This window comes from Burkholderiales bacterium (assembly GCA_015075645.1).
Taxonomy (GTDB): domain Bacteria; phylum Pseudomonadota; class Gammaproteobacteria; order Burkholderiales; family Casimicrobiaceae; genus VBCG01.
Genome location: JABTUF010000007.1, coordinates 282069 through 306277, shown reverse-complemented (window position 1 = coordinate 306277; position 24209 = coordinate 282069). Strand labels below are relative to the sequence as shown.

Sequence of the window (24209 nt, the reverse complement as noted above, 5' to 3'; positions counted from 1 at the left end):
TCCAGGACATGTTCGGCACTGCTGTTGATACTGAGGCCGGTCACGCCAGTGCTGATGACGTCGATCATTTCTGGCTCCACTATCTCGCTGCCGGGGAGCGCCGCGTGGACGAAAAGGCCTTCGCCGACATCCTGGAAGACAAGGACTGGTTCCCCGGCGACCTACAGGCGTCGCTGGTGCGCTTGATCGACGCCGGCCGCGTCCGGAACTTGATGCGAGCCGCCGCCGCCCGACAAGCCGCTGCACTGCAAGGATGGCGACCGCCTCCAACGAACAGGAGACTGAGCATGAGCACCTATAGTCGCATCGAGTGGACCGAGCAGACCTGGAATCCGACCATCGGTTGCACAAAGGTCTCGCCTGGCTGCAAGAACTGCTACGCCGAAGGCATGGCTCGTCGCCTGCAGGCAATGGGCCTGAAGGGCTACGAGCGCGGGTTCAAGCTCGCATTGATGCCCGAGCGTTTGGCTGAGCCCACGCTGGAACGACGTAAGCCGACGGTCTACTTCGTCAACTCGATGTCCGACCTCTTCCACGAGAAGGTGCCGTTCGACCATGTCGAGAGTGTCTTCCAGGTCATAGCGCGCAGGCGCATTGGCATACCTTCCAAGTGCTGACCAAGCGCGCCGAGCGCATGCGCGACTTCTGCCGTACTCGGCGCGTGCCGCCAATACAGCGAAGGCGTCTCGGTCGAGAATCGCGTGAAGCGATTGGAGTCCCTCGCATTGACGTCCTGCGTGAAGTAGACGCGACGATCCGCTTTCTATCCGTGGAACCGCTATTGGAAGACGTAGGCCGAATAGACCTCAAGTGACATTCATTGGGTCATCGTCGGCGGCGAATCAGGGCGCGCGCGCGCCAATGCGCGCTGGTGGGGCAGGAGAGGCGTGCGCCGTCAGTGCTCGACGAAGCGGACGTTGCTTTCTTTTTCAAGCAATGGGGTGCCGGGGGTGCCGACAGGCAGAAGCGCTCGAAGAAGGCGCACGGGCGCGAACTGAACGGGCAATCGTGGGATGGGATGCCAGCTTGAGCGGTCTGAGCGCCGTGTTTTGTGGCGCTCAATGTGCAGCTCAGACGTCAAACGTCCGCATGCGGGTTGCCCGACGTGTGCGCCACAACGATCTGATTGCACCCGTCACGACCGGCCAAAGTCCGCAATCCAATAGAGAGAGTCACCGGCCGAGGTACACCGCCGTGATCTGTTCGCGCTCGTGGCCGAGCTCTTGGCTGATCGTGAGCCGGGCTTCGCGGTCGAGCTCGCGCTGCGAGGGCGTGAGCTCTCGCGAGCGCGGCCCGCCGGCGGCCGGCGCCGGCCACCCGGTCAGCTCGCGGTAGCGGGTCTGCGCGTACTGGTGGCGGTGGCCGTGGATGCGGTGCACGCCGGCGGCCGCGCATTGGTACTCGAGCGCCGCAACTGCTCGACGTAGCTGCGCTCCGCCGGGATGAGGCTGCCCCTGCCGGCAAGCGCCTTGGCCTCGTCGAGCACCTGGCGCTGCTCCGCGTTGCGGATCGGGATCTCGCGCGGCCGCCCGCCCTTGGTCCAGGTGTCCTTGAGCGCCAGCCGGTCGCCACGATCGGCCCACTCCGCCGGATCTTGATCGACTCGCCCCGCCGTAGCCCGAAGGCCGCCTGCAGCCGCAGGGACATCGCCGTGTAGGGGTCGGTGATCCTGGCCAGCTCACCGCCGCTCAGCTCGCGCGCCTTGCTGACGTTGGTGACGTACTGCCGGTGGCCGATACCGTAGTGGTCGTTGTCGCGCGCGATGACGTTCTGCTTGCCGATCTTCTCGGCCCACCATCGCAGCTCCGCCATCCGGTTCTTGATCGTGCCCACGGCCAGGCCTTCCGCCTGCCAGCGCTCGACCAGGCGCTCGACGTGCTTGGGCTTGAGGCTTGCCGCGGCCATGTGTCGGTAGCCCATGTCGTGCAGCTGACTGGCTACCAGGTCGAGCACGCGCTCGCGATCGCGCTGCGTCGCGAAGCTGCCGTCGCGGTTGCGACGGCACAGCTGCTTCAGCTCGTAGTTCAGGTTGCGCATTCGGCTGCTGCTGGCATCGTTCCTCGTCCTGTCGGCTGCCCCTCGGTTGTCATCTCTCGCTGTCGCTGGTGTTTGGTCGGTCAGGTCAGTGTTTCTGTCCGTCCCGGGCGCCGAAGCGCTGCGGGAACCACGAGGGACACGGGACACCACTCCCGTTTCGTGCCGAGTCATTGCTGGCCGCCGCGGCACGCGGCGTTGGCACCGATGGCGCTTCCTGCGGGAAGGCGATCCATCGGGTGAGCCCTTGCCCCAGGGCTCTGGGTGCGCCGGGCGGCGCTGGCTCACAAGGCCCGCGGGGAGCGGGCGGGGTGCGGACCACGTTGCGCGGTCCGAGGTCTTGACGCGCCAGGAAGGCCGTCACGTGGGGCCGTCACTTGCGACAGCCCCGGCAAACCGCACGTGCGCTGGGGCAGCGTGCGCGTCGTCACTACTGGCTGGCGCCGCGTAGTGACGACGCGGTTGGCGCAGGTGGTGCTGGGACAGGGCGCGGCCGAAGCTGCAGCAGAGGCTGCTCGATCGACGCCGCTACGGTCTCGCACGATCGACTGCGGCAGTGCAGGCGCTTCGTCGCCGAAGCCTGACGCGTATCTCCAGGCCTTCTCGGCCGCCGGGTTTCAGGAGATGTGGCCGGCTCTGGTGCCCGCGCGAGCGGGCTGGGGCGATGCGGTGACGGGCATCAGCCGGGCTGACTCAGCCAGCGCGAACGCGACGACTCTGCGCCAACGATTGCGTCGATGCAACCGCAGCGGTCGACTGGGGCAGAGCGCCGTCGGCTGCAGAGTTGCCCAACCCGTCAGCAGTGCGGACGGCACGATGAACGTCGGTCCGAACAGGCGGCTTACCCACCGCCGCGCGAGTCTTGCGTTAGAGGCGCCGATCGCGCGGCCGTGGATAGAAGGCCTCATCTTGGTCTTCGCCTTGCGACGCCAGGGCCCTCAGGTCCCTTCGTGTCGTCCTCACCAAAGCGAGCTGTCCGTTCCTCGCCAAGGCTTGCCAAGTTTGCACGATCATGCCCAGCTGCGACAATATGCGCAGGCGTCCAACCCATGTTCCGCTTCCCGCGGGTGATTAGATGGGCGAGCAGCCAGACGAGATCCTCACCATCGACGAGGTCGCGGTGTTCCTGAAAGCAGGGAAGCGGACGGTCTATCGCCTAGCAGCAAGCGGCGAGATTCCAGCGTTCAAGCTAGGGGGCACTTGGCGCTTCCGCCGTGTGGAGCTGGATCAGTGGATCGCCGCGAGCATCCACAACAAGAAGAAGCCGGATGAGCACTGATGGAAATCATCGACAACATCAACCGCCTACTCGGTGACGATCTCAAGCAAACGCTCAAGCCGGGCGCCCGACTGAAGGTCGCGGCATCCTGCTTCTCGATGTACGCGTTCGAAGCGCTGAAGGCCGAGCTGGAAAGGATCGACGAACTGAACTTCATCTTCACCGCTCCCGCCTTTGTCGCCGACGAAGTGACCGACAAGATTCTCAGGAGCGCCGCGAGATTCCACATCCCCAAGCTCGACCGCGAACGCAGCCTCTACGGGAGCGACTTCGAGATTCAGCTGCGCAACAAACTTAACCAGCGCGCCATCGCAAAGGAGTGCGCTGACTGGCTGCGCCGCAAGGCCACGTTCAAGAGCAATCGCAGCAAGGCTCCGATGCAGCCGTTTGCCTGCGTGAAGTCGGCAGGTGGCGATATCGCCTACATGCCCTTGCACGGTTTCACGGCCGTGGATCTCGGCTACCAGCAAGGCAACGCCGTCTCCAATCTGGTCAACAAGTTGGACGAGCCGACGTTCACGGCCACCTACTTGAGCCTGTTCGACCAGATCTGGCACGACGCCGAGAAGCTGGAAGACGTGACCTCGCAAATCTGCGAGCACATCGCCTCCGTCTATCAGGAGAACTCGCCCGAGAGCATCTACTTTCTGATGCTCTACAACATCTTCAACGAGTTCCTCGAAGACGTGAGCGAGGACGTGCTGCCCAACGACCGCACGGGCTACCAGCAGAGCCTGATCTGGCAAAAGCTGTTCAACTTCCAGCGCGATGCCGCCACCGGGCTGATCAACAAGCTGGAAACCTACAGCGGCTGCATCCTCGCCGACAGTGTCGGCCTCGGCAAGACCTTCACCGCGCTGGCCGTCATCAAGTATTACGAGCTGCGAAACAAATCCGTCCTGGTGCTTTGCCCCAAGAAGCTCGCCGACAATTGGCTCAACTACAACCGCAACCTCAAGACCAACATCTTCGCGCGCGACCGGTTCAACTACGACGTCCTGTGCCACACCGACTTGAGCCGTACCAGCGGGGAGTCGTTCGGCACACCGCTGAACCGCATCAACTGGGGCAACTACGACCTGGTCGTCATCGATGAGTCGCACAACTTCCGCAACAACGATGTCTTCAAGGACAGGGAAACGCGCTACCAGAAGCTGATGAACAAGGTCATCCGCGAGGGCGTGAAGACCAAGGTGCTGATGCTCTCGGCCACGCCGGTGAACAACCGCTTCAACGACCTGCGCAACCAGCTGGCGCTGGCCTACGAGGGCGACAGCGATGCACTCGACAACAAGCTGCGCACGGAACGCGACATCGACGGCATCTTCCGCCCGCGCCCAGGCCGCCTTCAACGTCTGGGCCAAGCTGCCGCCAGAGCAGCGCACCGCACGCGCCATCCTTGACGCGCTGGACTTCGACTTCTTCGAGTTGCTCGATAGCGTCACCATCGCGCGCTCGCGCAAGCACATCCAGACCTTCTACGACACCAAGGACATCGGCCACTTTCCGGAGCGCCGCAAACCTCTGTCATTCCATCGGCCGCTGACCGAGCGGGTCGACGTGATGGGCTTCAACGAGATCTTCGAGCAACTGTCCCGGCTCAAGCTCGCCGTCTACGCCCCGGTCAGCTACATCTTGCCCAGTCGGCTGAAGAAGTACGAGGACCTGTACGACACTGAGGTGTCGAGCGGCGGCGGCACGCTCAAGCAGGTCGACCGCGAACGCAGCCTGCAGGCGCTGATGACCACCAACCTGCTCAAGCGGCTGGAAAGTTCCGTCCATTCCTTCCGCCTGACCTTCGCAGAGCCTGCAACGCTGCCACCGCGACGCCCTGGAGAAGATCGCCGGCTTCAGGCAGACCGGCGCGGCCGGCGCGTTTGCCGACGTCACCGCCGCGTTTCAGGATATCGAGTACGAGGACGACGAGTTCCCGCTGCCCGGCGACGCCACCATCGGCAATAAGGTGCAGATCAACCTCGAAGACATGGATCTGCCCTCCTGGGAACGCGATCTGCGGGCGGACCTGGCCCTCATCGATGCGCTGCTGGCCGAAATGGCCAAGGTCACGCCGGGCGACGATGCCAAGCTGCAACACCTGAAAACCCAGGATCGCCAGCAAGCTGGCTTCACCGATCAATCCCGGCAACCGCAAGGTGCTGATCTTCACCGCCTTCGCCGACACCGCCGCCTATCTTTACGACCATCTGGCCAAGCCCCTGCTGCATCAGCACAAGGTGCACTGCGCCAAGGTCACCGGCAGCGATGCGCCGCACTCCACCCTGGGCCACATGCCGGGCAGCCGCCAGGGCTACGACTTCCAGGGCCTGCTCACCCTGTTCTCGCCGCATTCCAAGGACAAGGCCGTCATCTGCCCGGACGAGTCGCGCGAGATCGATCTGCTCATCGGCACCGACTGCATTTCGGAAGGCCAGAACCTGCAGGACTGCGACTACGTCATCAACTACGACATCCACTGGAACCCGGTGCGCATCATCCAGCGCTTCGGCCGCATCGACCGCATCGGCTCGCGCAATGACCCGCATCCAGCTGGTCAATTACTGGCCCGACATCAGCCTCGACGAGTACATCAACCTCAAGGAGCGCGTCGAAAACCGCATGATGATCGCCGACGTCACCGCCACCGGCGACGACAACGTGCTCAACGCCCAGGCCAACGACGTCGCCTACCGCAAGGAGCAGTTGCGCCGTCTGCAGGACGAAGTGATCGAAATGGAAGACCTCAAGACCGGCGTCTCCATCACCGACCTCGGCCTCAACGATTTTCGCATGGACCTGCTCAACTACATCAAGGCCAACGGCGACCTCGCCCATGTTCCCCACGGGCTGCATGCCGTGGTGCCGGCGCAGCCCGACCTCGGCCTGGTGCCCGGCGTGATCTTCACCCTGCGCAGCCGCAAGCCCCGCGCGCACCCACCTGCAGCAGCAGAACCCGCTGCACCCGTTTTCCCTGATCTACATCGGCAGCGACGGCCGCATCGTCAGCGACCACACTGAAGCCAAGCGCCTGCTCGACCTCGCCCGCAGCGCCTGCAAGGGCCGCGACCAGCCGATCCGCGAAGCCTACGAGCCCTTCAACCGGGCCACCGACGACGGCGCGACATGCAGCCTGTTCCGATCTGCTCGACCAGGCCATCCGTTCCCTGATCGACCGCAAGGAGGAGCGCGACATCGACAGCCTGTTCAGCGGCGGCAGGACCACGGCGCTTCTGGACGGCATCGCCGGGCTGGACGACTTCGAGCTGATCACCTTCGTCGTCATTCAGGGCGGGTCATGACGCCGGCCCTGTTCGATTTCCCGCCCCAGGGCCCAGGTCGGCCGCGTCTTGCCGAAGAGTAAGATCTACCAGCACGGCCGGATCACAGCGCCGCCCTGCGCGAGCGCTTCGTCCGGCAGGTGGAACAGATCACCTGGCAATACAAGCTGGCGCCGGAAACCATCAACCTGCCCGCGCCGCGCCGGCATCGAGGAAATCGAAATCTTCGACCTCGCGCTGAAGAGCGATGCGCTGGACGAAGACATCCTTCACGCCATCGACCGCGCCATCCCGCTGCCCATCTTCTTCCGCCTGTGGCACGGGCAACGCACCCGCATGGTTGCCGCCTGGAAGCGCCCCAGCGCAGCGGAAGCCGGCAAGTGGGTGATCGACGGCTATTTCGCCGGCGACTGGCTGCCCGCCACCGCTGCGCAACGCGCGCGCTGCCCGTGGCCCTCGATCTCCACGGCCTCTACGAACAACTGCTGCGCTGCCTGCTGCCGCAGCCGGCGCGGCCGGGCGAGAGCCTGCCCGAGCAGCTGGAACGGCTGACCAGGCTGCGCAGCCGGCAGAACGACGGGTGGCAAGAACCGAAATCCGCCTGCACCGTGAGAAACAGTTCAACCGCAAGGTCGCGCTCAATGCACAATTGCGCGAGCTCAAGGCCGAGATCGACCGGCTGAGCGCCTAGCCGCCTAGAAGGACGTTTCGATGGAAAAACTGAAAATGCACTCCCCGATCTGATCGAGGCCAACATCGCCAGGCTGGCGGAACTCTTTCCCAATTGCGTCACCGAGGCGCGGGATGACAAGGGCGAACTGAAGCGGCGTATCGACTTCGACCTGCTGCGGCAGGAGCTGTCTTCATCCATCGTCGAAGGCCCGCAGGAGCGCTACCAGCTCAACTGGCCCGGCAAGCGCGAGGCGCTGCTGACCGCCAACGCGCCGATTGCAAAGACGCTGCGCCCTTGCCGGGAAGAGAGCGTGGATTTCGACACCACGAGGAACCTGTTCATCGAAGGCGACAACCTCGACGCGCTGAAGCTGCTGCAGGAAACCTACCTCGGCCAGGTGAAGATGATCTATATCGACCCGCCATACAACACTGGCAACGACTTCATTTACGAGGACGATTTTGCTGAGAGCGCACAGGGCTTCCTCAAGCGGTCAATCAGAAGATGACAAGGGCAATCGGCTGATCGCCAATCCCGAGACGAACGGCCGGTTCCATTCCGACTGGCTGTCGATGATTTATCCGCGACTGAAGCTCGCTAGGACCCTCCTCGCGGATGACGGCCTGCTCTTCATCAGCATCGGCGAGCAGGAGGTCGACAACCTGCTTCGGTTGACCAAGGAGATCTTTGGCGACGAGAACTTCGTAACGACTTTTCTGCGCCAGCGCAAGAAGAAGCCCTCGTTCCTGCACGCCAACGTCGGCTCAATGTTCGAGTACGTGGTGTGCGTAGCGCGGAACCGGACCTTGGCCCCGCCCTTCTCGGTCGATGTCACTACGGTCGGAAAGAAGTATCCGGTCAACAACGCTGGCAACTCGCTGGGGACGCTCCAGTTTCCTGCGGGGGCCGTCCGGTTCGCGTCAAAAGATGCCGTCTACGAACCGCAAGACATGAGCGAGGGAAACATCGTCACCCGCCTGCTCGATAAAGTCGTTGTGGCCGATTACCGCAACGTCGACGCGTTCCGGCTGGAGGGCGAATTCAGGTACAGCCAGAGCCGACTCGATGAGATTGTTCGGGCGGGCGAGGTGATCACGATTTCCAAGGCGCCGTTCAGGCCCAACCATGTCAAGGCGGGAGGGGAGGTCAAGAAGATGCACAACCTCCTATCGCCGGAAACGTATCAAGCCGGCACTAACGAAGACGCAACCGCGGAGTTGGAAAGCCTATTCGGAGCGACCCTGTTCGACAATCCGAAGCCTACGAGCCTCATCCGGGTCCTGTGCCGCGCCGTCACCTACGATGACCCGAATGCGTTGGTCATGGATTTCTTCTGTGGCTCTGGCTCGACCGCCGACGCCGTGATGCAGTTGAATGCCGAAGACGGCGGCAACCGCAGGTTCATCATGGTCCAGCTACCCGAGCCGTGTGAGCCGAATTCGGACGCTTCTAAGGCCGGTTACCAGACCATTGCAGAGATCAGCAAGGAACGCATACGCCGCGCCGGCAAACGGACGCTGGAGCGACAGTGCCACGAAGACTGGAACAAGGACACCGGCTTCCGTGTGCTTAAGGTTGATACGTCGAACATGGCCGACGTCTACTACGAGCCCGACGCACTGGACAAGGCCAACCTCGACCTACTCGTCGAAAACATCAAACCCGGCCGCACGCCCGAGGACCTGCTGTTCCAAGTGATGCTGGACTGGGGAGTAGATCTGTCCTTGCCCGTCGAGAAGAAGATCGTGCAGGGCAAGGACGTGTACTTCGTCGACAGAGATGCGCTGGCCTGCTGCTTCGACGCAGATGGCGGCGTCGACGAATCTTTCATCAAGGAACTGGCGGCCTGCATGCCGCTGCGCGCTGTCTTCCGCGATGCTGGGCTTCAGAACAGCGCCGTGAGGATCAACATCGAGCAGATCTTCAAGCTGCTGTCGCCGAAAACGGAGATCAAGGTACTGTGAGTCAACTCCCTAGAACGCCGGCAGCTCTGTCGCCGGCGGCGCCGACCATGCGAACTGCCGCATGGGCCGTAACCGACTTTCTCGCTGCTGCCGAGCGAGTGTGCGCTAGCGACCAGCAGGCCCGTCAGCTGAGGCTGTACTTCTATGCGGCCACCGAATCCGGATGGAAGCGGCTTCGCAATAGCATCCTGAATTGGCGCATGGCGCACGACGCTCGAGTTGTCACAGCCTACATCGGAACCGACCGACGCACTGACCGATGCCGCTGCCCTCGAGGCCATGAAGAGCGAAGGAGTCGAAGTCCGCGTGATGCGTCATTACACGGGCATCTTCCACCCGAAGGTCATCTGGTTTGTCGGAAAGGCCGGTAGCACCATCCTTGCCGGGAGCAACAACCTCACCGAGGACGGCCTGAGGAACAACATCGAGTTCGCCACCGTCACGACGCTGGCCCAAGTCGATGCCAATCTGCAGACATGGCACGATGAGATCCACAAGGCCAGCGAACCCGCAACTGCAGCGCTGATCAAGAGCTATGCGAAGGAGAAGGAGAAGTACGGCCAGCAGCGGATGGCCTCCGGCCAGGGCGGCGACTTCACCTGGTCGAAGCGGACTAGCGGTGCTTCGGCTAAGACGGCTGGTGCCAACGTCAGTGCGGCTGCGGGGACGGGTGGTTCCAGATTGATCCTCGAAGTCATGCCGCGGGAGACAAGCGAGGAGGGTCGCCAGGTTCAGATACCGTTGATTGCCGCACGGAGATTCTTCGGGCTGGGCAAGACGGTCGGAAGCACCATCAACCTCGACCTGAAGAACGTCGACACCCAGGAATCGCGCACACTCGTCTTCACGCTCAACCGCAACGCCACCGCGCGTCTGTCGATCCGCGAGCTCGAATACGGCAGCCGCCCTTGCGTTCTCATCTTCACCAAGCGGGGACGCGGGAAGTTCAACTTCGAACTGGTCCGCCGAGCCATCGACCCGAGTCGATTTGACGGCCTGATCGCCCATTGCGAACAGGCGCCGCCGGCTCGGCGCTGGAAGTTGTGATCTGCTCTCCAAAGGCGGGACCATGAAGCTAAAGTTCAAGACCCAGGCCTACCAGACCCTCGCCGTGCAGGCCGTGGTGGACTGCTTCAAGGCGCAGCCTCTAGCATCTGCCGAAGCCATGAGTTATCGCATCGACCCGGGCAAAGCCCGGCAAGGCGTGGACGATCTGTTTGGCGGAGACGGCTTCAAGAATGCCGATCTGGTTTTGTCCGATGCGGCCTTGCTCGGCAACATCCGCGACGTACAACGGGCGCAGAACCTTCCCTTATCCGACGCGCTGGTCAAGACCAAGGTGGCCAGGGTCAATCTCGACATCGAGATGGAGACCGGCACCGGCAAGACCTACTGCTACGTCAAGACAATCTTCGAGCTGAACCAGCAGTACGGCTGGAGCAAATTCATTATCGTGGTGCCATCCATCGCCATCCGCGAGGGCGTGGCGAAGTCACTCGATATCACCGCTGAGCACTTTCTGCAGACCTATCACAAGAAGGCGCGCTTTTTCATTTACAACTCTAAGCAGCTGCACCACCTAGAGAGTTTCTCGTCTGACGCCGCCATCAACGTGATGGTGATCAACGTACAGGCCTTTAACGCCACCGGCAAGGACGCGCGACGCATCTACGAAGAAGCTGGACGACTTCCAGTCGCGCAGGCCCATCGACGTGATCAGCGCCAATCGGCCGATCCTCATACTGGACGAGCCGCAAAAGATGGAGGGCGGAAAGACGCTGGACTCACTGGTGAACTTCAAGCCGCTGTTCGTCTTGCGCTACTCGGCCACCCACAAGACCACCCACAATAAGATCCACCGGCTGGACGCGCTGGATGCCTACAACCAAAAGTTGGTGAAGAAGATCGCGGTACGCGGCATTGGGGTGAAGGGCTTGGCGGGCACGGCGGGCTACCTCTACCTGCAAGCCATCGAAATATCAAGCAAGAAGCCGCCCGAGGCACGAGTCGAGTTCGAACAGAAGCTGGATGGCGGCAGCATCAAGCGCGTGCTGCGCAAGCTGGTCAAAGGAGACAACCTGTTCGACCGCTCGAACGGGTTGGACCAGTACCGCGGCTACGTGGTGGCCGACATCAACGCCAACACCGATGTCCTGAGCTTCACCAACGGCGTGGAGCTGGTGGTGGGCGATGCCACCGGTGACGTGACCGAAGCGACGTTGCGGCGCATCCAGATTCGTGAAGCGATCAAAGCGCACTTTGACAAGGAGCAATTGCTATTCCAACACGGCGTGAAGGTACTGACCTTGTTCTTCATCGACGAGGTCGCCAAGTACCGCGACTATAGCCAGCCCGACGAGAAGGGTGAGTACGCCAGAGCCTTCGAAGAGGAGTACACACAGTACCTGACCGAAGTGTTTGACTTGGACGAGACGCCGTACATCAAGTACCTGAAAGGGATCGGGACGGGCAAGACCCACAACGGTTACTTCGCCATCGACAAGAAGACCAAGCGACTGACCGATCCCGATGTCGCGGTCCGTGGGGAGAACGCGGGCTTGTCCGACGATGTCGATGCCTATGACCTTATCCTGAAGGACAAAGAACGGCTACTTTCATTGGCAGAGCCGGTGCGCTTCATCTTCTCGCACTCCGCTTTACGTGAAGGGTGGGACAACCCGAACGTGTTCGTGATCTGCGCCCTCAAGCACAGCGACAACACGATCTCTAGGCGGCAAGAGGTAGGCCGTGGCCTGCGCCTGTCCGTAAACCAGAACGGTGACCGCATGGACCACCCGTCAACCGTTCACGAGATCAACGTGCTGACGGTGGTGGCGAGCGAAAGCTACAAGGACTTTGTCGCGGCGCTTCAGAAGGACATCAGCGAGTCTTTGTCGGCCCGCCCCAGGGTGGCGGACGAGGCCTACTTCACTGGCAAGGTGATCAAAACCCCAACCGGCGATGTCGAAGTCACGCCACAGCTTGCCAAGCAGATCTACAAGTACCTATTGAAGAACGACTACACGGACGACGGGGACCGAATCACCAACGCTTACCACGAGGCCCGGAAGGACGGCGCGCTCGCGCCGCTGCCTGCCGAACTACAGCCGCACTTAGAACAGGTATTCCAGCTCATCGACAGCGTATTCAGCGAGAGCCAGCTTCCCGACATTAGCGACGACCGTCGCCCGAAGAAGAACCCGCTCAACGCCAACTTCGAGAAGCAGGAGTTCAAGGCGCTGTGGAACCGCATCAACCGCAAGGCGGCCTACAGTGTCCAGTTCGACGCCGATGAGCTGGTGGGCAAGGCCATCAAGGCCATCGATGCCAGCCTGCGCGTGACGCCGTTGCAGTACACCATCCAGCACGGCGAGCAGGCTGCTGCAGTGACCTACGACGGGATCAAGGATGGCAACGCGTTCGTGCTTAAGGCTACCAATACCGAGACGAACCAGCTATCGATTCACTCCTCTGTGAAGTACGACCTGATCGGCAAGCTCGCCGAAGGCACGCAACTGACCCGCCGTACGGTGGCCGAGATACTCAAGGGGGTGAACGTCGCCGTGTTCGCGCAGTTCAGGACGAACCCGGAGCACTTCATCGCCGAGGCCACGCGCCTGGTGAACGAGCAGAAAGCTACGGTGATCATCGAGCACCTGGCCTATGACCCGGTCGAGGACAAGTTTGACCTCGACATCTTCACCGCCGGGCAGACGAGCAGGACTTCAGCAAGGCGGGCGACAAGCTCCAGCGGCACATCTACGACTACGTGCTCACCGACTCGAAGGTGGAGCGCGAGTTCGTTAAAGAGCTGGATACGGCTCACGAAGTGGTGGTCTACGCCAAGCTGCCGCGCGGCTTTCTGATCCCCACACCGGTGGGTGACTACAACCCTGACTGGGCCATCACCTTCAAGGAAGGGGCGGTCAAGCACGTTTACTTCGTCGCCGAGACCAAGGGCTCGATGTCGTCACTGGAGCTGCGCGAGATCGAGAAAACGAAGATCCAGTGCGCTCGCAAGTTCTTTGACGAGATGAATCGGCGGTACGCCCCGGAGAGTGTTAGGTACGACGTGGTGGACAGCTTCGGCAGAGATTGATGGAAGTGGTGAGGTAGGCGGACGTGGTGGGCGCGTTGTTCTGGCATTGAATGACAGCATATGAGCGCAGCTTCGCGTGTTTGGGTGCGGTTGGACGTGGCAAAGAACTCACCCTCCGCTCGGTCTGCGAGCGTAGGATGAGTGTCGTGATTTTGAGGAATTGAGCAGGGCGGGCCCATGTCCGGAATCAGCAAGCTGACGACCTTCATGGCGAGTCTCGCGACACAAGTTCGCGCTGCCATTCGTGTGCATGTGTTGCGGTTGACGATGCGGCGGGAGCGCGTCAGATCGATGGATGCGAACTGACGCGTGGACTGTCGGACGCACAACTTTGGGATGACGCCCCCGGCCGCATGACGCGAAACGGGCTCGGCAGCCTCGAGATCGGCGCAGGCAAGACGCGGGTCGACGAGTAGCTCAGCGCTTGCCGTTCTCGCCGTCGCGATCTCTCTTCTTGGGTTCGATGGGCTCGGCGGCTCCAGATCTCGGCGTCGGTGCGGCCGGTCTAGGCTCGGGGCCGGCGACCGGCACACCGTCTTTGTCGAAGTGCCATTCGCCGATCGGCTCGACCTTGGGCGGCGTGCCGATGTCGGGCTGGCTCGAATTGGCGCCCACGGTGTCCCAGACCGCTCGATTCCCACCATGGTTGGGGCTGATCTTGCCGAGTCGGACCGACGACTTGTAGTTCTCGCTCAGAGTGCCCGCGTCCTGCGACACCTGAGCTTACATTCCGCACATCGGCGGACGCAATTGGAGTGAATTTCCGGAGGCGAGGCCGGAAGGCTGGGGCGTCACGCGCAGACGCGGTAGGCGTGTGCGGGAACTCGAGCAACGCGAGGACTTGGCGCTGCAGGTCGGTGAGGTCGGCGTCAAAGGTCTGGACGGTTTGGCCGTCGCGCAACAGGCGGTGGCGTTGGGCGAGGCTGAACAGGCGCAGCACCTGCTCGGTGGTAGGCCGCCGACATTGACGCTGCTCCGGATACAGCGGTAGCTCGGCGATCACCTCGTGGCGCATCGCGCCGCGTAATTCACGCTCGATGAGCGCCTGCACGAGCAGGGCCAGGAAGTACAGCGTGAACAGGGCCTCGATGCGCCCTTCGTTCTTGAGGAAGATCAGGGCGATCTCGTGCACGGTCTTCACCTGCTCGAAACGCTTCTCGATGGTGGGCTGGCCCTTGTGGGCCTCGAGCATGGGCGGGGTGAGGGTCCGGTCGTTGCTGAGCAACGGATACATGCCATCGCTCTTCTGGTCGTAGGCCACGGCGGCGGCGTCGATCGACCATTCGATGTCGAAGCGCCGGCGGGTGATCTTGCGGTACGCGGTGTCGGGGCCAGGACGACCACGGCGGACCTGCTTGAAGCTGTGCTCCTCGCGCACCACGCGTTTGACCTTGAGGTGGCGGGTGACCCGGTACTGCTCGAGGATCTCGGCCACGCGCTGATCGATCTCGGCAGCACCCGCAGCCGCGCGCGGGTTGCGATCAGGCGCCGGTGCAACTGTTCGAGCGCTTCGCTGGCCGCGGCGAGCTGGCGGTCGCGTCAGGCACGCTGGTGCAGCGTGAGCAGCGTGCTCCACACCCAGGTGATCGGCCAGACCTCCATCGAGGGCAACGGTTGGCGGTAGACGTACCAGCAGTCCCGTGGTCCGTCACGGTGCCGAGTATTCGGCCGATCCCAGACTTGTTCCCAGGCCGGGTCATGGGTCTGGATCCACTGGCGAAAGCGTGCATCCTCCTGGCGGCTGCGTGGCATCACGGTAACGAAACGCCCGCCCGCGGCATCGATGTGACGCATGTTCTCGTAGGAGCACAGCTTGGAATCGGCGACATACAGGAAGTCGGCACGGCCGGCCACCGCCCGCAATGCCTCCCAGGTCTGGACGTGGGTGACCGAGTCGCTGGTATTGCCGTCGGCGCAGCGAAACGACGCCGGAACCCCTCGGCGGTGACGGTGAGGATGAACAGCAGCTGGCGCAAATCCGGGCGGTGGTCCTTGGAAAGCCGAAGGCGATCGCCGGTGCGGTGCGCCCGCGCAGCTCGCGGCCGGTCGCCGCCGGTACTGGCCGCAGAAGGCGATCGAGGTCGAGTCGTTGTGCAGCCGCTCGAAGGTCACCTGAGGCGCTGCCCACTGCGACCACCACCGCGGTGAGCAGGGCTCCACGGTCGGCGTCGAAGAGCCGATCGAGCGCGCGCGCCAATGCGGTCGTCGGTCAGCCGCACCATCTGCGCCGCGTCGATGCCGAAGCACCCGGCGCAAAGCCGTGCACGGTCTCCTGCTGGCGGTAGACGGGCTCGCGCTCGACCAGGATCGAGCGCAGCAGCACGCCAGTGCCTGCGCGTGGCTGACGGCACGGCGTCGATCGGCGGTGGGCACGAACTTCTCGAGCAGCGCCGGCAACCCCATGCGCTCGAGGAAGTGATTGACCAGGGTAGCGGTCCCAGTCGCTCGCTGTTCAGGGCGAAGCGTTCGGGCGGGTAGACTTGTGGTTTCTTCAACCTGACGATAGGTATCGCCAGCCATGACCAAGTCAAGCCCCCATCCAAGCGATCCTCGCCACCCAGGCCAGACGGTCGCGGCAACGCATCGAGAAGATTCGCGCTGCCGTCGGCACGATCGACTACCTGTGCACCGGCACGCTCTACGAACATCTGAGCCGCTGCGGCAAGGCTTGCTGTCGCTGCGCCACCGACCTGGCAGCTCGCCACGGGCCGTACTACGACTGGGGGTACATGCAGGACGGCAAGCTCGTGCGTCGCCGCCTCTCGGCCGAGCAGGCCCGCCTCATGCGCCTGGCGATCGCCAACTACCGCAAGCTCAAGAAACTGCTACGCGAATGGGAGAGAGAATCCGCGCGACTCATCGAAGCCGAACAACCTCGCGATCACTGACTCCGACGTGCGATCGGGAAATTACCGAGAAATGCGTCTGCCGATGTGCGGAATGTAAGCCTGAGTGCGCCCCTTGGCGATTCTGGCTTTGGTCTCGGCTTCGCCGGCTCCGAGGCGACCGGCCAGGTCGTTCCCCATTGGTTGGCCGGGAACGGCGCGCTGCCGACTATGGCGCGCACGGATCTCGCCCTCGTTGGTCGCACTCCGCTGGCGGAGCACGCCGCTGTCGTCCGAGCGTGGGCGGGCGTCGTACTGATCACGCAGCGACGAATCGGGCCAGCCCATCGTCTCGGGCAGTGGCCTCGACGGACCGAGCGGGTTGTCGATGGGCACGTAGCCGCTTGCCGAGCTACCGCCACGGGCGTACGAGTACGCGATCTCGGTCACCGCGCGCTGCAGCTTGATTGGCCCGGGCGGCCACTTCAAACTCCTCCACCTGTGGCCGGGTCAAATTCCTCCACCCGGTGCGGTGGGACGGGTGGAACTTTAGTGGGCTGATGCGTGCTTGGCAATGCGGCTGGCGGCCTCCTTCAGGCGCCAGCTCTTTCCTTCGAACTTGAGTAGGTGTCCGTGATGCATGAGGCGGTCGAGCAGTGGGGTGACCACGACGACATCGCCGAGTAGCTTCGGCCAGTCCTCGAGCGGCCGGTTCGACGTGATGACGGTGGCGGCCTTTTCGTAGCGGCTCATCAGCACGTCGGCCAGTTCGTCGCCGGCGGTGGCCGGAAGCTTGCGCAAGAACAGGTCGTCGATGAGCAGCAGATCGGCGCTTCGCAGCTGAGCGCGCAGTTTCCGTAGTGCGCCGAGCTCGCGCGCTTCGCTGATGTCTTCGATGAGTTGATGCGCTTCGCGGTAGAGGACTTTGTAGCCGCGGTTGACGGCGAGCAGGGCGAGCGCTTTGGCTGCGTGGCTTTTGCCGGTGCCGGGCGGGCCGATGAGCAGTGCATCCTCGTGGGTGTCGATGAATTTGAGGGTGGCGAGTTCGAGCACGTCGCGTTTGGGCAGCCGCGGGTTGTAGCTCCAGTCGAAGTCCTTGAGGGCTTTGCGCTCGGTGAGCCCGGACAGCAGGTAGCGGCGATCGAGCAAGCGTGAGCGGCGGCGGTCGAGTTCGTCCTGCACGAGCCAGGAGAACGCTTCGATGAAGTCCATCTCGTGGCTCGCGACCTGCAGGGCACGAGATTCGAGGGTGGCGCGCATGCCGGACAGGCGCAGGCTGCGCAGCGCGCGTTCGAGTTCAGTGATGGACATGGCCATCGAGGTCTCCGTCGTCGTGGTGCGTCCGGGTGTGGGTTTCCCAGAACGATTGATAGTCGGTGATCGGTCGGATCTGCGGGCCTTCGACGCTCGTGGTGGCCGGCGGCGAGGCGGCGGCGGCTTGCCGGCGTTCGAGCGCGCGTTTTACCGCCGCGTAGGAGAGGCAGTCGGCGGCGAGCAGCTGCGCGCAGACTGCCTCGATGTCGGCACGGGTGTATCGGCGCGGCAGTTGCACGAGGCCGTAGATCGCGCGCTGGCCCGGGCGGCCGAGGCGGGCGAAGAGCTCGCGCGCGAGGCTGCCGTGCGGGGGCCGATCTTGTCCATGCGCGCGAGCATTCGCGTGGTCTCGCGCGAGGGATTGAAGATGCGGTCGGTGCCCTCGAGCACGAACGCGCCTTTGCGCGTAGCCTTTGGATGGCGGCGCAACAGTTGGCCGCGGGCATCGAGGATCTCGATCGACTGGGCGAAGGCGCGCACCGTGACTTCGCCATGAGGGGCAGCAGGAAGTGCGGCGTAGTAGAGACCTTCGACTTGCACCAGGCCGGCGTCGTCGACGGTTCGCACGCTCTGGCGGAAGAATGCGAAGCCGCTCGCCGGCAGCGGCTGCAGATGCGGCTGTTCCTCGCGGAAGAGCTCGGCCACCTGCCGTTTCTGCGGCCGTGGATACGCGGGCGGCCCAGCGCTCCTCCCAGTGGGCGATCGCCATTCGTTCTGCGCTCGATCGACTCGAAACGGCGACCGCTTGAGGGCCGTGGTCTGGGTATGTTGGATCGCGTTCTCGACCGTGCCCCCTTTCGATTGGGGTCTCGCACCCGGCACGGGTCGGCCACCGCCCAGTAATGGGCGAGCATCGCCGCGTACACCGGATTCAATTCTGGGCGTAGATGTCGGGCCGGATCACGCCCTCCTTCAGGTTGTCGAGCACGACGTACTTGCAGCACCCGCCCAAGGCCCGAAGGCTTCTTCGTGCAGGCGTGCCCAGGTCTCCTGGCTGGTCTGCCAGACCACCTTGCGGAAACTCTTGCCCGAGAACTTGAGCGTCATCACGAACAGGTACGGGCGGCGGTACTTGCCGTTGGCGTGCAACGTGGGCGCGCCCTGGCCGTAGTCGACCTGCGCTTCCTCCCCGGGCAGGAACTCGAGCACGTCGAAGCGTTCCGCGCGGCGCGCGCGTGAGGCTCGCCACGAAGCGCTTCACCGAGTTGTAGCGTGGGCGAAGCCGTGCAGTTCCACCAGGTCCTGGTAGATGCTCACGGCGTTGCGCCCGAGCTCGACCTGGGCCTCGATCCAGGCCCGCGTGCGGCGCACGTCGACGCCGACAGCGTCAGCGCGGTGGCCTGGGTGGAATTTGCTCGTCCCCAGCTTCGCGCCGGTGGCCCCGCGGCTGGGATTTGCCCGCTGGTAGCGACGGATGGTCTTGCGATCCACCCCGGTGAATCGCTCGATCTCCCGCTGCGTCGCACCCTGCGCGAGCAGCGTGCGAATCGTGGTCAACAACTCCGGCTTCAAGACGTTCACTTTCCCCTCACGATGGTGAGAAGCAACGGTAACGTCCGCCGCGCGGCGCCGATCGATCAGGCGCCGCCATGCTCGATCAGGGGAAGTGGGGTGGCCACAGTGGAGGAGTTTGGGTGGCCGCCGGGGATTGGGTCGTCCTCGCGCAGGAGCCCACGCTCGGCGAGGCGCTGCGCCGCATAGTTCGTGAAGTCGGTCTGAGTCCCGCTGCTCCATTCGCGCATGAACTGCGCCGTCCGGGCGAGTTCGCGTGCTCGACCGTACGCGGTGTCGCTGCTGGCTTGTCGCTCGGTGGCCTCCCGGGACGACGAGTCGTAGCCGGCGGTCGATGTCGTGCGGCTGCCCCGCGCCCACTGGTAAGCGTCGGAGGAACGGAAGTCCTTGATCAGGGCACTCGCCTCCGTGATCTGCGCGTTCTCGACCGCCTTTCGGGCGAAGTCGTAGGCGCTTTGCAGGGTTTGCTGGTCGACCTGCCGGCCTTCCGCTCTTGCCTGGGCACCGATCTGCGTGAGCGGGATACTTGCGCCAACGGACGCTGATGCAGCGACAGCCTTGCCCACCGTCGAGTCGTCGCTAAGACCCAGCCGGCGATTCACGTCGCGGGCGACCGAGTTGAGGGTCTGGAACTGCGTGCTGGCCGAGCCGCCGTCGGAGGTGGCGGCGGCCCCCGACCGCTGCTGTGAGCGCTCGTAGCCCTCCTGGATGGCGAGTGCGCGGGTCAGCGCGGTGGCCTGGCTGCGCTGCATGGCCTCGCGTTCGGTGCGTGCCAGCGATTCCGCTTCGCGCGCGCTCTCGCCCAGGGCGTTCGCCTGGCGCTCGGTGAACGTGAAGGTGCTGGCCAGGCGGCTCAGGTTGGCCTGGTAGCGGAAGACGCCGGCATCCGGGCCGCTGCCGTGGATGGTGGTGCCGTACGCGTCGCTCGTGGTCGACATGAAGGCGGACGTGCGCGTCGGCGCCAGTTGCTGCTGGTCCATCGAGACGGCGTTCTGGGTGATGCTGCCCTTCGATGCGGCGGCCGCTTCGCTGGACGCCGCCGACTGGACGGCGGCGACGCCGGTCACCGCCTGGAACGCCACTTCGCCGCCCTTGATGATGGCGGTGGCGATGATCGGGATCGAGATCACCATGTAGCCGGCGATGGCCTGGTCGGAGACGGCGCCGCTGTAGATGCTGGCGGCGGTTTCCAGTGCGAGGCCCTGGGCGACGGTGCCCATCTTCGCCGCGGCTTCGAGGTTGCGCGCGCTGGCCAGCGTGGCGACGTAGTTGAGGATCGCGTAGAGCGGCGGCCAGAGCTGGATCCACACCAGGCTCATCGCGAAGCTCTTGATGGCCATCGCGAGGCCGCGGCCCTGGGCGCAGCAGGAACAGCAGGAACACGAACGGGAACACCGCGTAGATGACGGCCTCGATCACGTTGCGCACCAGCGGCAGCGCCTGCTCGGCGATCTTGCCCATGGTGAGGAACGCGGAGTTCACCGACGCGGTGGCGTTGGCGCGCGCGGTGGCGATCATCAGCGCCGCCGGGTCGTTGAGCTTCTGGCCGGCGAGGCTGCGGGCGTCCTGCACCAGGTTGATCATGATGTTCTGGCGCAGCAGGTCCGCGGCGCCCTGGGCGGCGGTGGCGATCTTCGTTTTGTAGTAGGCCTGCTCGATCTGCGCGTCGACGGCCGTGAGGGCGGCGGCCGGCTCCAGCGTGGGGTTCAGCTGGAAGGCGAGGATCGATCGCGCGTGCGCCACTTCGGCCGGCAGGCGGGCGGCGAGGTAGGTGTAGGCGTTCGGGCAGGTGTCGACCTGCACCGGGTTGCCGTAGGTGGTGAAGCGCGCCGGGTTGGGCGCGCCCATCAGCGACCAGATGTCGGTGCTGCGCGCGAAGGCGGCCGGGTCGATGGTGCCGTCCTGCAGGTCGTAGACGGTGCAGTTGTGGACGAAGGCGATGAGGTCGGTGCGCAACTGCGGATCGGCCACGTTCGCGGCGCGCGAGGCCTGGATCAGGCGGTTGCCGAACATCACGCCGTTCTTCTGGTACGCGAGTTCGCCGGGAGCTGCGCGTTGGTGGCCGGGATGACCTGGAAGGCGGTCTCGAAGAACCGCGTCATCACGTCGCCCACCTTGCTGGTGGCGTGCCCGAAGAAAGCCACGCCGATCGGCACGTTGCCCACCGCCACCGGCGGCTGGCTGCCGAGCTTGTCGACGATCACCACGGTCGACTTGGGCAGGAAGAGCGCGTAGTAGACGAGCAGGAAGCCCATCAGCCAGCCCCAGCCGTGGAACTTGCCGGCGTGAAGAGCCCGGCGAACGCCGCCACCAGGACGCCGGTGACGGCGATCGCCTTGATCAGGCCGAAGTAGTCCGCCCCGCCCATGATGGCGGCGATGGCGTTGAAGACCCCGGTCAGGGTGTCGACGTTGCCGTAGGCGTAGATCTCGAACATGCGGGCGCGAGCGTGTCGAGCCCGGACTCAGGAGCCGCGCGCGCCGCTGCTGGCGCTGAAGTCCAGCATCGATTTCACGGACGCGGGCATCGAGCTCCAGAGCTGGCGCTCCAGCGTCTGCAGGTCCTGGGTCATCGACGAGACCGAGCGCACCTTGGCGTAGGCGGCCTGCTTCTCGGCCAGGAGCTGACGCTGGGCTTCCTGGGCGTTCTCGCGGATCGCGTCGATGTACTGCTGTTCGATGCCGGTGCGCTTGAGCGCCTGCGACAGCGCGCTCAGGGCCTGGCGGATGGCGCGGTTGAGGAAGGTCTCGGCGTAGTCGAGCGCGATCACGTCCTTGTAGGTCTCGATCAGCGTCTCGGCGGTGCTCGATCCCGGCACGGCGTTCGCCACCGACAGCATCTTGTAGACCGGCTCGGTGGTGTTGTTGACGAAGCCGATGTCGGCGGGCGACTGCGGGCTGCGCGTGGCGATGTTGTCGGACATGCGGCGCAGCCGCTCCGACACCAGGCGCGTGAAGGGCTTGGCCGAGACCGTGGTGCGCGTCGGGTTCAGGCACTCGGCGGGCTCGTCGCAGACGTACACCTCGATGTCGACGTTGCCCTCGGTGGCCGAGGCGCCGCGGCCGAGCAGCAGGTCGCGCAGGCCGACGATCGTGGGCTCGGCGTAGCGCGGCGTGGCGCCGCTGCCGTCGTCGGCCGGCGGAGTCAGGATCACGGTGCCGATCACGCTCATGATCAGCTCCTTCTCCTGCTGGCTGATGCCGCCGCCCACCTGGTTGAGCGCGAGCCAGGTGACGTTGCCCTTCACGAAGGTGGCGTTGCGCACGTTGGGGTCGGCGCTGTTGGCGGCGGTCTTCACCACCGCGCGGGTGCGTTGGTGGCGCAGGTGAGGCGGCCCTCGGCCCGGTCGGAGACGCTGCCGAGGTACTGGGAGATGTTGGCGCAGCCGCTCATCACCGAGTTGTCGTACTCGCCCACCACGCCGTTCACCAGCGCCTGCGCCGCCTCGCAGGAGTTGATGTTCATCGCGTTGATCTTGTTGATCTGGTCCTGCAGCTCGGTGAGCAGCTTGTCGATGTCGGGCGAGATCGACTGCAGCGCGAGCTTGAAGGCGTAGCCGACGGCGTTGGCGCCGATGTTCTGCAGCAGGGCGATGAACTGCTGCTTGTTGATGAAGGAGAAGGCGCCGCCGTAGAGGTCGATGCCGCCGCAGCCGGCGCGCAGGCTCGGCAGCTGGACGCTGGCCAGCGGGTAGTTGCGCCCCGGGGCGCGCATCATCAGGCTGCCGCCGGTGTAGAGGTTCATCGCCTGGCCGCGGAACGCGCCTGGCGTGGTCACGTTGCCAAGCGCGCCGAGGTCGTTGAACATCGCCTGCATCTCGGCGTTGAGATCGGCCGGGTGGCTCGCCAGCGGCGTCGTGGCCAGCGATACGGCCAGCAGGCTGGCCAGCAGGCGCCTGCCCGGTGCGTCGGGCGGGGCGGGTCGTCGGATGGGGTGGCATCGTCGTGTCCTCAGGGCTGGCGGGTGCCGGCGGAGGCGTCCTGCGCGAGGGCGGCGATCCGCTCGACCAGGTCGGTCATCGACATGACGCCGAAGCCCACCGGAACGATCTGGCGGGTGGCGGGTGCGGTGAGGTAGAGCGCGGGCACCGCCGTGGCGTTCAGGCGCGCCGCCATGCCGTTGTCGGGCCGGGCGTTCGGGTACTCGGGGATCGCGCGGCCGTCCATGCTGATCGCGAGCACGGTGAAGCCGAACTCCTGCTCGAAGCGCTTCAGGATCGGCGCAAAGCGGTGGCAGTGCGGGCAGTCGCCGCGGAAGACGAAGACGAGGCCGTGGGTGGCGGCCAGGGCTTTGATCGCCTGAGCCTGCCGGTCGCGCTGCTGCTCGTCGAAGACGTTGATCGCCAGCGCGTTGGTCGGCCGCCCGGTCAGTCCGTAGTCGAGGTCGGGCACGGTCCACACCAGGCGCTGCCAGCGCTCGGCGAAGCGCTCCGACTTGTCCATCACGAGGCGCTGATAGCGCATGTAGGCCGTCAGGTTGGCGTCGCTCGGGTTCATGACGGCGATGCGCTTCAGGTCTTCCAGGCGCTTCTGCATCGCCTCGAACTCGACCAGCTCGCGCGGTGGCTGGTTGGCTGGCGGTGCGGGCCGTGGGGCCGTGCCGGGCGGGTCGCGGTACCAGAACCAGCCTTCGCGGTTGCGCAGCCAGTAGGTGACGCTTTCCGGCTCGGCTTCGAGCAGGTGCGGCTCGGCCGCCACAGGCTGGCGCCCAGGCCGCTGAGGCCGAAGCGCGAGCGCGATCGTCAGCGCGGCGGCGAGGGTTGGAGCCGCCACCGAGCGCGTGCGTGCATTGCCGCCCATCTACGGCTTCTCCGGAAAACTGCCGTCGCGGCAGAAGCTGATCTGCCACTGCAGTTCCTGGTCGCTGCGCTTGCCGTGTTCCAGCACGTCGCGCTGGCGCGTGGTGACCTCGAGCGCGCGCGCAGCCGGGCTGGGGCAGGGCGTGCAACGCCTGGACGTCGATCTCGATGGGCGCGGCGGCATCGAAGCGGCGGCGCACGTAGTCGGCGCCAGGACCGGTCAGCACGCCGTGCGCCGCACCGCGCTCGGCGGCGAGCGCCAGCAGCGGCTTGATCTCCGTGACGGCGATGCGCTGCGTCGTCTGCGCGTGGAGGGGTGTGGCAAGCCACGCCGCGAGCAGGCCGGCGGCGAGCGCGCGTCGGCGCGTGGCGATGGTTGGAGTGGCGGCGACGGAGGTCATGGGCCGAAGTAGCTGTTGACCTTCTGCTGCGCGCG

At 64.7% G+C, this 24209-nt stretch carries 18 protein-coding genes and 6 pseudogenes; 9 read left to right on the top strand and 15 right to left on the bottom strand.

The annotated features are described in order from the left end of the window. The first annotated feature begins 287 nt into the window (after positions 1–287). A pseudogene (locus tag HS109_19305) lies at positions 288–1030 on the top strand (phage Gp37/Gp68 family protein). A gap of 142 nt (positions 1031–1172) precedes the next feature. Here HS109_19305 and HS109_19300 read toward each other — a convergent pair. Beyond that, positions 1173–2037: pseudogene (locus tag HS109_19300) on the bottom strand (integrase domain-containing protein). 1072 nt (positions 2038–3109) lie between these two features. On the opposite strand from HS109_19300, the gene HS109_19295 reads away from it, so the two are divergent. The 6 genes and pseudogenes from HS109_19295 (at position 3110) to HS109_19270 (ending at position 13341) form a co-directional block, all read left to right on the top strand. Beyond that, positions 3110–3313: a helix-turn-helix domain-containing protein gene (locus HS109_19295; GenBank protein ID MBE7524501.1), complete on the top strand. Its 204-nt coding sequence runs from the start codon at positions 3110–3112 to the stop codon at positions 3311–3313. After that, positions 3313–6609, top strand: a pseudogene (locus HS109_19290) (DEAD/DEAH box helicase family protein). The gene HS109_19295 and the pseudogene HS109_19290 overlap by 1 nt, the downstream one beginning before the upstream one ends. 95 nt (positions 6610–6704) lie before the next feature. Further along, positions 6705–7279 (top strand): annotated as a pseudogene (locus tag HS109_19285) (DUF4391 domain-containing protein). Between the two features lie 20 nt (positions 7280–7299). Continuing rightward, positions 7300–9225 (top strand): annotated as a pseudogene (locus HS109_19280) (site-specific DNA-methyltransferase). 279 nt (positions 9226–9504) lie between these two features. Continuing rightward, a complete protein-coding gene (locus HS109_19275; protein MBE7524500.1) occupies positions 9505–10272 on the top strand; it encodes a hypothetical protein in 768 nt (255 codons plus the stop codon). 22 nt (positions 10273–10294) lie between these two features. Next, positions 10295–13341 (top strand): annotated as a pseudogene (locus tag HS109_19270) (DEAD/DEAH box helicase family protein). 488 nt (positions 13342–13829) lie between these two features. On the opposite strand, the gene HS109_19265 reads toward HS109_19270, so the two are convergent. Together HS109_19265 and HS109_19260 are read right to left on the bottom strand one after the other, a co-directional pair. Then, on the bottom strand, positions 13830–14759 hold the full coding sequence (locus tag HS109_19265) for a hypothetical protein (GenBank protein ID MBE7524499.1): 930 nt from the start codon (positions 14757–14759) through the stop codon (positions 13830–13832). Positions 14760–14863: 104 nt separating this feature from the next. Then, the gene (locus HS109_19260; protein MBE7524498.1) at positions 14864–15436 is read right to left on the bottom strand and encodes a hypothetical protein; all 573 of its coding nucleotides are present in this window, start codon (positions 15434–15436) and stop codon (positions 14864–14866) included. 617 nt (positions 15437–16053) lie between these two features. Here HS109_19260 and HS109_19255 point away from each other — a divergent pair. After that, positions 16054–16212, top strand: coding sequence for a hypothetical protein (locus HS109_19255; protein ID MBE7524497.1), 159 nt, complete (start codon positions 16054–16056; stop codon positions 16210–16212). Positions 16213–16233: 21 nt separating this feature from the next. Here the strand turns inward: HS109_19255 and HS109_19250 are convergent, their stop codons facing one another. The 12 genes from HS109_19250 to traF all read right to left on the bottom strand — a co-directional run bounded on the left by HS109_19250 (position 16234) and on the right by traF (position 23774). Then, positions 16234–16599 (bottom strand): hypothetical protein, encoded by a 366-nt coding sequence (locus tag HS109_19250; GenBank protein ID MBE7524496.1) that lies wholly within the window; start codon positions 16597–16599, stop codon positions 16234–16236. 99 nt (positions 16600–16698) lie between these two features. Then, entirely contained in the window at positions 16699–17466 is a 768-nt protein-coding gene (locus HS109_19245) for an ATP-binding protein (protein MBE7524495.1), read from the bottom strand. A 144-nt stretch (positions 17467–17610) separates the two neighbouring features. Then, positions 17611–18108 carry a hypothetical protein gene (locus HS109_19240; protein ID MBE7524494.1) on the bottom strand — a complete coding sequence of 166 codons (498 nt, stop codon included), beginning with the start codon at positions 18106–18108 and terminating at the stop codon, positions 17611–17613. 267 nt (positions 18109–18375) lie between these two features. Next, on the bottom strand, positions 18376–18612 hold the full coding sequence (locus HS109_19235) for a hypothetical protein (GenBank protein ID MBE7524493.1): 237 nt from the start codon (positions 18610–18612) through the stop codon (positions 18376–18378). 48 nt (positions 18613–18660) lie between these two features. Further along, positions 18661–18984 (bottom strand): hypothetical protein, encoded by a 324-nt coding sequence (locus tag HS109_19230; protein MBE7524492.1) that lies wholly within the window; start codon positions 18982–18984, stop codon positions 18661–18663. Between the two features lie 56 nt (positions 18985–19040). Further along, entirely contained in the window at positions 19041–19577 is a 537-nt protein-coding gene (locus HS109_19225; protein ID MBE7524491.1) for a hypothetical protein, read from the bottom strand. Next, positions 19555–20988: a conjugal transfer protein TraG N-terminal domain-containing protein gene (locus HS109_19220; protein MBE7524490.1), complete on the bottom strand. Its 1434-nt coding sequence runs from the start codon at positions 20986–20988 to the stop codon at positions 19555–19557. Before HS109_19220 ends, HS109_19225 begins: the two co-directional genes overlap by 23 nt. Beyond that, positions 20988–21230 carry a conjugal transfer protein TraG N-terminal domain-containing protein gene (locus tag HS109_19215; protein MBE7524489.1) on the bottom strand — a complete coding sequence of 81 codons (243 nt, stop codon included), beginning with the start codon at positions 21228–21230 and terminating at the stop codon, positions 20988–20990. Before HS109_19215 ends, HS109_19220 begins: the two co-directional genes overlap by 1 nt. Continuing rightward, positions 21230–21412, bottom strand: coding sequence for a conjugal transfer protein TraG N-terminal domain-containing protein (locus tag HS109_19210; protein MBE7524488.1), 183 nt, complete (start codon positions 21410–21412; stop codon positions 21230–21232). The genes HS109_19215 and HS109_19210 overlap by 1 nt, the downstream gene beginning before the upstream one ends. Positions 21413–21439: 27 nt before the next feature. After that, complete coding sequence (locus HS109_19205) at positions 21440–22276, bottom strand: conjugal transfer protein TraH (protein ID MBE7524487.1); 837 nt, start codon at positions 22274–22276, stop codon at positions 21440–21442. Beyond that, entirely contained in the window at positions 22270–22791 is a 522-nt protein-coding gene (locus tag HS109_19200; GenBank protein ID MBE7524486.1) for a conjugal transfer protein TraH, read from the bottom strand. Before HS109_19200 ends, HS109_19205 begins: the two co-directional genes overlap by 7 nt. Before the next feature lie 134 nt (positions 22792–22925). Beyond that, positions 22926–23774 carry a conjugal transfer protein TraF gene (traF, locus tag HS109_19195; protein MBE7524485.1) on the bottom strand — a complete coding sequence of 283 codons (849 nt, stop codon included), beginning with the start codon at positions 23772–23774 and terminating at the stop codon, positions 22926–22928. On the opposite strand from traF, the gene HS109_19190 reads away from it, so the two are divergent. Further along, positions 23764–24186 (top strand): hypothetical protein, encoded by a 423-nt coding sequence (locus HS109_19190; GenBank protein ID MBE7524484.1) that lies wholly within the window; start codon positions 23764–23766, stop codon positions 24184–24186. The two genes, traF and HS109_19190, sit on opposite strands and share 11 nt — an antisense overlap. Positions 24187–24209: the final 23 nt, after the last annotated feature.

Excerpts from the sequence above, each read along its gene's own strand:
- HS109_19255 (MBE7524497.1), top strand. The coding sequence starts at position 16,054 with ATGCAGGACGGCAAGCTCGTGCGTCGCCGCCTCTCGGCCGAGCAGGCC.
- HS109_19200 (MBE7524486.1), bottom strand. The coding sequence starts at position 22,791 with ATGCAGGCGATGTTCAACGACCTCGGCGCGCTTGGCAACGTGACCACG.
- traF (MBE7524485.1), bottom strand. The coding sequence starts at position 23,774 with ATGGGCGGCAATGCACGCACGCGCTCGGTGGCGGCTCCAACCCTCGCC.
- HS109_19215 (MBE7524489.1), bottom strand. The coding sequence starts at position 21,230 with ATGGGCTTCCTGCTCGTCTACTACGCGCTCTTCCTGCCCAAGTCGACC.
- HS109_19220 (MBE7524490.1), bottom strand. The coding sequence starts at position 20,988 with ATGTTCGGCAACCGCCTGATCCAGGCCTCGCGCGCCGCGAACGTGGCC.
- HS109_19295 (MBE7524501.1), top strand. The coding sequence starts at position 3,110 with ATGGGCGAGCAGCCAGACGAGATCCTCACCATCGACGAGGTCGCGGTG.
- HS109_19245 (MBE7524495.1), bottom strand. The coding sequence starts at position 17,466 with ATGGCCATGTCCATCACTGAACTCGAACGCGCGCTGCGCAGCCTGCGC.
- HS109_19275 (MBE7524500.1), top strand. The coding sequence starts at position 9,505 with ATGAAGAGCGAAGGAGTCGAAGTCCGCGTGATGCGTCATTACACGGGC.
- HS109_19210 (MBE7524488.1), bottom strand. The coding sequence starts at position 21,412 with ATGTTCGAGATCTACGCCTACGGCAACGTCGACACCCTGACCGGGGTC.